10 protein-coding genes and 2 pseudogenes are annotated in these 9,988 nt (G+C 63.6%); 11 read left to right on the forward strand and 1 reads right to left on the reverse strand.

Annotated elements, in window-relative coordinates; genetic code table 11:
* A pseudogene (locus F620_RS15570) lies at nt 1-192 on the reverse strand (IS66 family insertion sequence element accessory protein TnpB); the annotation flags it as partial.
* 86 nt (nt 193-278) lie between these two features.
* Between F620_RS15570 and F620_RS0113635 the strand changes: the two are divergent.
* From F620_RS0113635 to F620_RS15030, 11 genes and pseudogenes are all read left to right on the forward strand, one after another.
* A pseudogene (locus tag F620_RS0113635) lies at nt 279-611 on the forward strand (transposase); the annotation flags it as partial.
* 115 nt (nt 612-726) lie between these two features.
* Nucleotides 727-963, forward strand: coding sequence for an antitoxin (locus tag F620_RS0113640; protein ID WP_026331496.1), 237 nt, complete (start codon nt 727-729; stop codon nt 961-963).
* Nucleotides 964-966: 3 nt separating this feature from the next.
* On the forward strand, nt 967-1,374 hold the full coding sequence (locus tag F620_RS0113645) for a type II toxin-antitoxin system VapC family toxin (RefSeq protein WP_019571011.1): 408 nt from the start codon (nt 967-969) through the stop codon (nt 1,372-1,374).
* Nucleotides 1,375-1,626: 252 nt separating this feature from the next.
* The gene (locus F620_RS0113650; RefSeq protein ID WP_019571012.1) at nt 1,627-2,706 is read left to right on the forward strand and encodes an ImmA/IrrE family metallo-endopeptidase; all 1,080 of its coding nucleotides are present in this window, start codon (nt 1,627-1,629) and stop codon (nt 2,704-2,706) included.
* A complete protein-coding gene (locus F620_RS0113655; protein WP_019571013.1) occupies nt 2,687-3,193 on the forward strand; it encodes a PIN domain-containing protein in 507 nt (168 codons plus the stop codon). Before F620_RS0113650 ends, F620_RS0113655 begins: the two co-directional genes overlap by 20 nt.
* 246 nt (nt 3,194-3,439) lie before the next feature.
* Complete coding sequence (locus tag F620_RS15025; RefSeq protein ID WP_196802058.1) at nt 3,440-4,087, forward strand: glycosyltransferase family 2 protein; 648 nt, start codon at nt 3,440-3,442, stop codon at nt 4,085-4,087.
* Nucleotides 4,088-4,421: 334 nt separating this feature from the next.
* Nucleotides 4,422-4,961, forward strand: a complete 540-nt coding sequence (locus tag F620_RS0113660; protein WP_019571014.1) for a hypothetical protein — start codon at nt 4,422-4,424, stop codon at nt 4,959-4,961.
* A 5-nt stretch (nt 4,962-4,966) separates the two neighbouring features.
* Nucleotides 4,967-5,998, forward strand: a complete 1,032-nt coding sequence (locus F620_RS0113665; protein WP_196802059.1) for a glycosyltransferase family 4 protein — start codon at nt 4,967-4,969, stop codon at nt 5,996-5,998.
* Nucleotides 5,998-7,317, forward strand: coding sequence for a glycosyltransferase (locus tag F620_RS0113670; protein WP_019571016.1), 1,320 nt, complete (start codon nt 5,998-6,000; stop codon nt 7,315-7,317). The genes F620_RS0113665 and F620_RS0113670 overlap by 1 nt, the downstream gene beginning before the upstream one ends.
* A gap of 38 nt (nt 7,318-7,355) precedes the next feature.
* Complete coding sequence (locus tag F620_RS0113675; protein WP_081621792.1) at nt 7,356-8,588, forward strand: glycosyltransferase family 4 protein; 1,233 nt, start codon at nt 7,356-7,358, stop codon at nt 8,586-8,588.
* 100 nt (nt 8,589-8,688) lie between these two features.
* Nucleotides 8,689-9,786, forward strand: a complete 1,098-nt coding sequence (locus F620_RS15030; protein ID WP_155987048.1) for a glycosyltransferase — start codon at nt 8,689-8,691, stop codon at nt 9,784-9,786.
* Nucleotides 9,787-9,988: the final 202 nt, after the last annotated feature.

Consider the following 9,988-nt stretch of genomic DNA (forward strand, 5'->3'; position numbering starts at 1 on the left):
CACGAACTCGGTCGCGGCGCTCCCTTCCGCCCGCGGCCTCGCCGCTTCCGCATCCAACAGCCGCCGCCAGCGCTGCAGACTGCCCACCGAGATCCCGTGCCGGGCACAGTACACTTCCTGGGTCAGACCGCTACGCTCCCAGCCCGACACCAACTCCTGCCACTCGCTCCGACTGCGCTGGCGCCATCCCATGATGCCGCTCCTCTCCCACTGGGTTCGGCACCATCATCCGGCCAGCGCCGCCAGGGAGGAAGAATGTATTTCGCTGGACGCTTACCTACATCGAGCTGAACCCGGTGCGGGCGTGCATGGTGCCAGCGGCCGGTGACTACGCCTGGTCCAGCTACCGCCAGCGCATGGGCGAGGAGGAATGCTGGATCGATCCGGATCCGGCCTACCTGAACCTGGCGCATCGCGAAGCCGACCGGCGCGCGCGATACGCCCGGTTCGTGGAGCAGTGTGTGCCGGAGCAGGAGCTGACGCTGATGCGCGAGGCCCTCCAGCGCGGCCAGCTCACCGGCAACCCGCGCTTCGTGGACGAGGTGGAGCAGATCATCGGTGTACGCGTTGAGCGGCGGCGTCCCGGCCGCCCGTCATCACGCCGGGCATGAGAAAAATAAAAGGAAATAGATCTGTCCCCGTTTACCTGTCCACAATTTTTCGGTTTGCTTCCTGTTCTCCGTGTGCATATGCTGTTGGAATATGCCTATCGAGGTGGGCCAAGTCATGAAACGACGCACCGCAAGCTTGTTCCGGAATGGTCGCAGCCAGGCCGTTCGGTTGCCGAAGGGTTTTACCTTTGATGCCGACGAGGTGGTGATCGAAAAGAGTGGCGACGCCTTGATCCTGCGCGCCAAACCCCGGTCCTGGGACGATTATTTTCGCGGTCCCGGCGAGACCCTGCCCGAAGACTTCCCCGATTCGATCGAGGATCACGTGGCGCAGGACCGCGAGGCATTGTGATCCGTGCGCTACATGCTGGACACGAACATCTGCATCTACATCATGAAGCGCCGCCCGCCCGAGGTGCATGAGCGGTTGCGCCATGTTCCGGTGGGCGATGTGGGGCTGTCCGTTGTGGTGGTGGCCGAACTGCGGTACGGGGTGCGGCGCTCGTGTCACCGCAAACGCAGCGAGGCCGCAGTGGAACGCTTTCTGGCGTTCACGAGAGTCTGCGACTGGCCGGAAGAAGCCGCCGAGCATTATGCCGACATCCGCGCGGAACTCGGACGCGCTGGAACACCGATCGGCTCCAACGATCTCCTTATCGCGGCGCATGCACGCGCCATCAACGCTGTCCTCGTCACCAACAATGGGCGGGAGTTCGATCGCGTGCCGGGGTTGCAAGTGGAAAACTGGGTGTCGGCGCACTGAGGGAGAAGGAGCCGCGCATTCCCAGAAAAGGTATCTGTCCCCGTTCCTCCCGTTCCTCTCGTGTCCCCGTTCCTGCTCGACCTGTTCGGGATGGTGGCGCTGTTCGTGGCTCCGCGAATCCTGGAGCGAATGCGTTCCCGCGGTTCACCTTCGGCGGAACAGACCGAGTGGGGTGGGCCCCTCTATCCTGCTCTGAGGTGGGTTTACTTTTTGTGTAAGATGTAGCCCCGCGTAAACTGAAGGGAGCCGGCCATGCTGGGGCAACGCATTCACCAGGCGCGCCTTGCGGCTGGCCTGACGCTGGAGGCGTTGGGCCAGCGTCTGGGTGTCTCCAAGGCAGCGGTTCAGAAGTACGAAAAGGGCGCCGTGACGCCCGATTCCGCGAAGCTGCTCGCGATTGCCGGAGCTTGCGGGGTGCGTACGGAGTATTTTTTTCGCACGGCGACGGTACGTCTGACCGACGTGGAGTTCCGCAAGAGCCACGACCTTGGCAGGAAGCGGGAGGAGGCGGTTCGGATCCGCGTGGCGGAGGGGGTCGAGAAGCGTATCGAGTTGCTGAATGCCTTTCCCGAGGCGCCCATTTCGCGGTTTTTGGTGCCGCAGGGCGTGCCCGATCAGGTGACCGATCTGGAGGCGCTCGAGGCGGTCGCGGAGGAGGTCCGGCGGGCGTGGTCGCTGGGTCTGAATCCGATCGGGGATCTGACCGATACGCTCGAAACCCTGGGTTTCCTGGTCCTCGCGGTCGACGTCGATCACAAGGCGTTCTCCGGCATGACGGGCACGGCCGTTGCAGCCGATGGACAGGAGTACCCGGTGATTGCGGTGTCGACCTCCTGGCCCGGGGATCGCCAGCGCTTCACGCTCGCTCACGAGCTGGCCCACGTTCTTTTGGCAGGACGCGTGGCGGACGGGGTTGACGAAGAAAAGGCCTGTGACCGCCTGGCGGGTGCGTTTCTGGTCCCTCAAGCGGCGGTCATCCATGAGCTGGGTGAACGCCGGCATCGCCTGGAGCCGCGGGAGTTGCACCGGCTCAAACACGAGTACGGCCTCTCCATGCGGGGCTGGGCAATGCGTGCGCTCCAGTGTGAAATCATTCCGCACGCTTACTTCCAGTCGCTCATGCGGCTGTTCTCATCGCGCGGATGGAATCGGCGCGAGCCGGGTGAGCCGCTGGCGAGCGAGTCTCCGAAGCTGTTTGAACAGCTGGTGTATCGAGCCCTGGCCGAACAGCTGATCTCGGAGGCAAAGGCCGCCGAGTTGCTCGGCATCCCGCGGATGCAGTTCTATCGCGAACGCTGCATGGAGCCGCGGGATGCTGCTGCTGATCAGTGACGCCAATATCATCATCGACCTGGAGGCCGGCGAGATACTGCATTCGCTCTTCGAGCTCCCGTATCAGTTTGCGATGCCGGACGTGCTCTACGAGGAAGAGATCAAAGGGGGCTGCCCGTATCTGCTCGATATGGGGCTGAAGACGCTCGTGGTCACCGGGGAGTACGTCAACTATGCGGTGAGGCTTGGTGCGGTAACCGGCAATGAGCCGGGTTTCAACGACCGGCTCGCCCTGGCGCTCGCCAGGCAGGAATCCTGTCCGTTGTTGACCGGCGATGGCAATCTCCGCGTTCTTGCGGCGGAGGAAGGGACCGAGGTGCGGGGTACGCTGTGGATCCTTGGCGAGGTGATCGAGTTTGGTCTGCTGACACGGGAACAAGCGCTGACGGTTCTGCACCGGATGAAGCGACGTGGCAGGCGGCTACCGTGGAAAGAGGCCGAGGCGGTGATCTTGCGGGCGGCCTACAATGTCAGGGCTCGCCGGTGATACACATGTTTCGAGGTGGATTGGAACGGTAGTCCAGATGCAAATCCATCGCGGCCGAGGGAACGGACAAGCTATTGCTCTGTCTGGCGGGAGGGCTGATGCACCTTTCACTGCAAATGCGGCTCGTGCCCTCACCATGTAGGGTGAGGGGCGAGAGGAGGAGGCGGAGAGCAACAGGCCATGGCGGGGGGGCGCATTTGTCTTACGGCCAAGGTGCGGGACGAGGGGCCGTAGCTGGTCGAGTGGGTGGCCTATCATCGGTCGCTCGGGATCGATGACATCGTAACCGTCAGTAACGATCTGACCGATGGTTCGGGGCGTCTGCTGGAGGCTCTGGAGTCGGCGGGTTGGGTGTGCTGGCGGGATGTGTCGTCGGAGCCGCTGGTGCAGGGCTCGATGGAGGCCCGGGCGTTTGCGCAGCTTTGGGCGCATCCTGTGGTACAGGCGAGCGATTGGGTGATCGATCTGGATCTGGACGAGTTTCTGGTGCTGCACCGAGACGGGTCCGTGCAGGAGCTTGCGGAGCGGCATGCAGATGCCGATCTGGTGGTTCTGAACTGGCGCAATTTCGGTTCCGATGGGTGCGGTGGCCCAGGTGAATCACTATGCGGTTCGCTCGGCGGCGGAATATGTGTTGCGGGCGGAGCGGGGTACTGTCACCGGACACCGGGCGGGGCTGAATTCCCGGTATGGCTTCGACTATTTTCGGCGTCGGCACTGGTGCCTGGAGCCGGATGTTTCGGGGGTGTCTGCGGCGCATCGCGCGCGCCCATGGCTGGCCCGCATGTTGCGCGCCCCGGCCGTGCGTGCGGCGCATCGGGAGTGTGTTCGAATCTGGGAACAGCGTATGGCCAGGGTGGTGGCCACCAGTCCCGAGTGGGCGTTTTTGTGTGATCACCTGGCGGGCGCGTCGCGCTGGCGCTTGCGTCGGCACCTTCGGCGGGCAAGGGCGGCGGGGTGTACGGGACGCTTTTGGGACGAGGCGGCGCATTACTGCGCCCCGCTGCTCTGGAAGGCGCTGGCCTGGCGCGGGCACGGGGTGTCGTGGCGTGCGGCTGTGAAGCGGGCGCTGCGTGACCATCGAGATGCCTGGCCGGCGCGGCCAGGTTGAGGGGTTGGGATTGTATGCAAGGACGCGGGCCGCGTCTGGCCGGAGCGACCGAGGGGCTGTGGACGGTGACGCGGGAGGCGCATTGGGGGTCGGGAACGGATTTGTCGGGAGGGGCGGGTGCCGCAAGACCATGACAAGTTATTGGTGATCGTGCTCCAGGAGGAGGTTGCCTCGCTGGAAGACGAGCTTGAGACGGTGCGGGAGTCGTTTCGGTACCAGGCGGGGCAGCTCCTGGTGGAGGGGCTGGCTTCGCCGGGACGGCGTGGCCTGACGGCACTGCTTGCGTTGCTGCGGTTGGTGCGGGAAAAACGGCGGCAGGTGAGGGGGGCGGTGGACCCAGCGGGCCTGCCGGAGGCCGGAACACGGGCCGATCTGCTGGTCTTCGGGGCGAGTGTTCCGGACGGGCACGGGCTGGGCGAGCGCGTCCTGGTCGAGGCTGATCCGGTGCGTCTGGTGGCGATGGTTCAGCGCGCGCCGCGGCCGTCTACTCTGGTACTCCGGGATGCACCGGCCAGTGTTCTCCGACACCTGGAGGCTTGGCGCCTGCAGGGCTGGCGGGTGATCTGGTGGCCGCAGGCGAGTGGAACGGTAAGGGGGGCGTTGCTGGAGTATGTGCGCAGCCATTGCGACCGGGTGATGGGCGAGGCTCCACGGTGAGGGTGGTGTATGCCTATCGCTACGGGATTGTAGGCGGGGTGTCCACGCAGTTGCTGTTGCGTCAGGCGGCGCTGGCTCGCGCGGGTGGGGCGGCCGCCGTGTTTTTCTCGCAGGATAATGGCCTGCGCGCGGTGGTGCCGCCGGGTGCCGAGGTGTATTTCGGGGCGGATGTATCGTTGCGCCGCCTGGTGCGCCGTGTGCGCCCGGAGGCCGTGGTGGTGGACTCTCCAGAGTTGCTGGGGCCCGCCAGGGGGGGCGGCTTTCGCCGGCCGGCGGTATTTCTCGACGTTCACACCACGACCCCGAGGGGGTTGGCCTACCTGGATGGCCTTCGGATGAATGGCATTCGCGGCGTAATGGTGCCGACCCGTTATTCCGCGGAGCTGGTGTGCTCGCGGGTGCCCGGGGCCCCGGTTTCGGTGGTGCCGAATGTCCTGAACACAGAGGTATTCACGCCGGGGGTTCCAGGCAGCGAGTCAGGGCCGCGCGAGTTTATCTGGGTGGGGAAGCTGGACCGCCACAAGAATTGGCGTCTGGCGCTGGTGTACACGCGCCTTTTGATGGACCTGTTTGGCGATGTGGAGATGTCGGTGGTTGGGGGCTACGGGGCTTCGGATACACGTGCGGCGGAGTTCTTCGATCTCGCGCACAGACTGGGGATATCGGGGTCCGTGCGCTGGCTGGATCGGGTAGATAATTCGGCGCTGGCGGGCTTGTATCGGCGTTGTGCGACGTCGGGTGGCGCGATGCTGGTGACGTCGCGTGACGAGTCTTTCGGGATGGCGGCGGCCGAAGCGTTGCTCTGCGGGTGTCCTCTGCTGGCGAACGACTTGTCGGTGTTCCGGGAGGTATTCCCGGCTTCCGAGCTGATTCAGCGGGTGGACATCTGGAACCCGGATGCTGTGGCGAAGGCTGCAGGCGCGCTTGAAACCCCGCCGTCTGCAGAAGCCATTGAGGCGCTGGGGAAGGACCTTCGTTGGCGCTATGGGCCCGAAGCCTTTCTGGAACAGTTCACGCGTGTGGTAAGGAGCGGGTGATGGGCACGGAGGACGATGTTCAGCGCCTGCAGCGGGAGCTGGAAGATTTGCGCCGGGATTATCGCCGGTTGCACGACAGCGCATCGTACCGGCTGGGGAACTTGCTGGTGGGGGCGATGCGATCGCCGCGCAAGGCCCTGGCTCTGCCTGTCGAGCTTTTCCGGCTGGGGCGCGAGTTGCGTCGAAGGCGATGCGCCACTGAGCCGGGTGCGGAGCAAGTGGCCGAGGTCGAGGGCGCTTTCCGGGATTGGTGCGCGCATGTGCAAGGGGAGTCCGCGCCCTTTGTGGTGATGATCTTTTCGGGGACCACCCACGTCCAGGGCACTCGTGGTAATCGGCCGATTCGGCAGGCTCAGGCGCTGTTGCGCCAGGGGGCGGCGGTTTTGTTCAGCTACCATCGCGGGCGTGTTGACGAGCCGATCCCAACGAGTGATGAGCCCGGGCTGCTGCAGAGTCCGGCCGATATCACCCTGGGCTTGCAGGAGCGGATTGCTTCGGCCGATTACGGGGTGGCCCGGAAGCTCTGTGTGATTTCCTATCCGCGCGTGGAAACGCCGGAGATGGTCTCGCTGTTTCGAGAGCAGGGCTGGACGGTGCAGTATGACTGCCGGGATGACTGGGAAGAATTCGCGCGGGTCGGGATGGCCCGCTGGTACGTGCGTCATGCGGAGCGGCGTTTGGTCGAATCGGTCGATGCGACGCTGTGCGTTTCCCGGCCGCTGTGCGAGAAGATGCAGGCCATGGCTCCGGGGCGGCCGGTTCACCTGAGCCCGAACGCCGTGGAGGCGGGGTTTGTGCCGGTCGAATATCAGCGCGAGCCCGCCCGCGACCCGGGGGTCGTGGGGTACTTCGGACACCTTTCGGATGCCTGGTTTGACTGGTCATCGTTTCTGGAGGTTGCCCGGCAGTGCCCCGAACTGGAATTCGAGGTGATCGGGCATTCCGCGCCGTCCGGGCTGGACCTTCCGGCCAACGTTACGCTGCTCGGACCCAAGCCGTGGACGGAGCTCCATACCTATGCGGCGCGCTGGAGCGCTGCGGTGATTCCTTTCCGGATGGGCCGGCTGGCGGATGGGGTGGACCCGATCAAGATCTACGAGTATCTGGCGCTGGGTCTTCCGGTGGTTTCGTTCCGTATGCCGCAGATTGAGGATTATCCCGCGACCGAGACGGTGAGTTCGGTCGATGCGTTTGCCGAGGCGCTGCGACGGGCCTGTGTGGAAGAGCCGGATCCGGAGACGATGTACGCGTTTGTTGCGAAAAATACATGGGAGAATCGTGCACGCGAGTTGCTCTCCTTTGTCGCGGGGTCTGCGTGAGCCGTTCGGGAGGGCGGGGGCGTTTGCTGCGTGTGGCCATGGTGGTATGGAACACGTTCGAGAACGACGCGCGGGTGTTGAAAGAAGCGCAGACGCTCTCGGCCCAAGGGTATAGCGTGACGGTGCATGCGCTGCATGTGGCCGGATACACGGAACGACAGGAAACACTGGAACCGGCCCTGCAAGTGGTTCGGGTGCCGACTGGGTTTGGCAGGCGGAAGCGGAAGGCACCGCGCGGGGCCGACACTCAGGAGAGAGGGGCGTTCGAAGTGACCCCTTCCGGGGCGGCAGCTGCGGCCCCGGCGCAGCGCGTCGGTCCGCTGCGCGGTGCGGGGTTGGTTGCAGGACGCCTGGGCGCTCATGTCCGGCTGTTACTCGCGATGGTGCGCATGCGCCCGGACGTGGTGCATGCACACGATGTGAATACGCTTCCTACGGCCTGGCTGGCTGCGCGCCTGTCGCGCGCGCGGCTGGTGTATGACGCGCACGAGATCAGTACCAGTCGCGAGGGCTACCAGAGCTTTCGGCGTCTGGTGGCTTCGGTGGAGCGCTTTGTGATGCCACGCGCGGATGGGACGATTACGACAACGGATCGCCGGGCGGCGTTTTTTGCCCGTGCGTATGGTGTGCCCCGACCGCTGGTGCTGCAGAACCGGCCGCGCAAGCAGACGGTTACCGGGGGTACCCGCATTCGCGACGAATTGGGGCTGGATCAGCCACGGCCGGTTGTGCTGTACCAAGGTGGGTTGCAGCCGGGGCGGGGGCTGGATCGCATCGTGGATGCGGCGGCCCGGGTGCCGGAGGCCTGGTTTGTCTTCATCGGTGGCGGGCGCATGGCGCCCCAACTGGAGGAGCAGGTGCGGACCCTGGGGCTGCAAGATCGCGTGCGTTTCATCCCCACGGTTTCACTGGAAGACATGCCGTCCTACACGGCGTCCGCGGACATCGGGGTGCAGGCGATCGAGAATACCTGCCTGAACCACTCGACGACTGATTCCAACAAGCTGTTCGAATACGTGGCGGCGGGTCTGCCCGTGGTGGCGAGCAACTTCCCGGAGATCCGCAAGATTGTGCGAGAGCACGATATCGGGCTGCTGGTTCCATCCGATGACACGGATGCGCTGGCCGATGCAATTGGTCGCCTGGCGGGCGATGCCGCGCTCCGCGCGCGCTATGCCGACAATGCGGGCCGCGCTGCCGCGGTGCTGACTTGGGAGGAGCAGGAGGCATGGCTGGTGAGTTTGTATCAGACTGTTCTCCAAAGTTCGTAGGCTATTTCGCCTCTAAGACATCTTTCGCGAGTGTCCTGTGCCCCATGTCGTTTTTGTAACCTCCTACGCGTTTCCGGATTGTTCCGCCACGGCCAACCGAGTGAGCGCATTCGCCGGCAGCATCGCCGAACGACCCGGCTGGGATGTGACGGTGGTGGCCCCGGGCGCGGAGGGGATAACCAAAGTGAGCAGCTCCGTACCGTATAACGTTCATGTTGTGACCTGTAAGGCGCCTCGTTGCGTTCGCACTCGACTGGTCCGGCGGGCGTTTGGGGAGGGCTTTCTCGCTATGCGCCTGTTGCGTAAGGCAATGTATTGCAAGCCCGATGTGATAGTGGTTTCGGTCCCTTCTGTATTCCTGATTCTTGGTATCCCAATGTGCCGGCGGTTGCCAGTCGTTGTAGATTTGAGGGATCTCGTATGGGAGTACCTCCTGCAATTTCCGGGCTCTCGAAGGTGGGTGGGGTGGCTTTTAAAAAGGTTGACCCGAGCGCTTCTGCGCCGGGCACAAGCCGTTTCTGTGACGAATGAGCTTGAGGCGCGAAAGTTGGGATGGGGATCGTTTCCTGCGCCTGTCGTAGTTCGTAACGGACTTTCCCGTGCGCGTTTTGATGCACTGGGAGCGTTACAGGCCAAGCGCAGATCCGCTGATACGCCATTTCATGTCGTCTATGTCGGGAATATCGGGATCGCGCAAGGGTTGGATACCCTTTTGGATGCGATTGGGGGGAATCCCGCATTTCGTATAACGCTGGTTGGTTACGGTTCGGATTTTGATCGCATTCATGGCTCCGTTTCGTCGAGGGGGTTTGATAATGTAATTATGACCGGTGCCTTGCCGTGGAGTTCGGTGCTGCCAATTTATGCTGATGCAGATTGCCTGTACGGGCAGATCGGGGCGGAATTTTCGTCCGCAGTTCCGAGTAAATTCTTTGAGTATGTCAGTATAGGTCGGCCTGTAGTATTTGCGGTTCCTCTCGAGGGCGTGGCGGCCGATATCATGAGACAATTTCAGGGTGTCCGCCTCTTGGTTCCGGGTAACGTGGCGCAGTTACAAGGCGTGCTCGAAACAATGAATAAGACTGGTGCCCAGTCACCGCAGGTAACCGCTTGGAACCGAGAGATGGTGCAATCCAAGTTCCTACGGGAAGAAGCTGCGCAGGATTTCGCGGAGATGGTCACGCGGGTGCTGGAATGATCCTTGTCATCGGAATAACGGGGACAGATTTATTTTCCGCTGCATGGGTGCGGCGGTCGGTGTACCGCACCCGGATGCCTGGACACTCCGTAAGCATGATCATGCCGCCACCGGCATAGTTTCAAGGTAGTCGGCACGGACCTGCGCCGGCGACCGGAACCCATGGCGCTCCAGCAGCCAACCTTGGTTATATTGCTCTTTC

Origin of the sequence: Thioalkalivibrio sp. ALE11 (assembly GCF_000381205.1) — a bacterium.
Lineage (GTDB): Bacteria > Pseudomonadota > Gammaproteobacteria > Ectothiorhodospirales > Ectothiorhodospiraceae > Thioalkalivibrio.

Coding starts and splice junctions, on each gene's coding strand:
- F620_RS0113640 (WP_026331496.1), top strand. CDS start 727: ATGAAACGACGCACCGCAAGCTTGTTCCGGAATGGTCGCAGCCAGGCC.
- F620_RS0113650 (WP_019571012.1), top strand. CDS start 1,627: ATGCTGGGGCAACGCATTCACCAGGCGCGCCTTGCGGCTGGCCTGACG.
- F620_RS0113655 (WP_019571013.1), top strand. CDS start 2,687: ATGCTGCTGCTGATCAGTGACGCCAATATCATCATCGACCTGGAGGCC.
- F620_RS0113670 (WP_019571016.1), top strand. CDS start 5,998: ATGGGCACGGAGGACGATGTTCAGCGCCTGCAGCGGGAGCTGGAAGAT.
- F620_RS0113675 (WP_081621792.1), top strand. CDS start 7,356: ATGGTGGTATGGAACACGTTCGAGAACGACGCGCGGGTGTTGAAAGAA.